The sequence below is a fragment of the Streptosporangium nondiastaticum genome (assembly GCF_003011965.1).
Lineage (GTDB): Bacteria > Actinomycetota > Actinomycetes > Streptomycetales > Streptomycetaceae > Streptomyces > Streptomyces nondiastaticus.
This window is the reverse complement of the sequence record NZ_PXWG01000393.1, coordinates 1-403: the sequence shown is the minus strand read 5'-3', so window position 1 is coordinate 403 and position 403 is coordinate 1. Positions and strand designations below refer to the sequence as shown.

Annotated in this window: 1 protein-coding gene; it reads left to right on the top strand. The window is 64.8% G+C overall.

Features of this window, described 5'->3' with window-relative positions; translation table 11 throughout:
- A partial coding sequence (locus tag B7P34_RS38055) for a hypothetical protein (RefSeq protein ID WP_223268645.1) occupies positions 1–394 on the top strand: 394 nt, incomplete at its 5' end.
- Positions 395–403 lie beyond the last annotated feature (9 nt).

Sequence of the window (403 nt, the reverse complement as noted above, 5' to 3'; positions counted from 1 at the left end):
CGCGACGCAGGCCAACTACGGGCAGCGGATCATCACCCAAACCGTTCAGGTCAACCAGGACTTCGACCTCACCCAGGCCGGGATCTTCTACCTGGTGCGCTACGGCACCCCGGTAACGCGGGTGGCGACACTGATCCTCGACCCGGCCGCGAACCCCGCCCTGTTCCCGATCATTCTCAGGCTGGAGCTGTCGCAGCGGGTGACGGTGACCCGGCGGTCGGCGTTCACGCGCACCGGGGACTACTACATCGAGAAGATCGAACACCAGATCGCCGCCGAGTCGTCGCAGTGGACCGTGACGCTTCAGCTGTCGCCGGTGTTCAACCCGACGGTGTGGGTGCTCGGGGACGCCACGTTCGGGGTCCTCGGGTCGACCACCATTCCCATCTACTGAAAGGTTTGT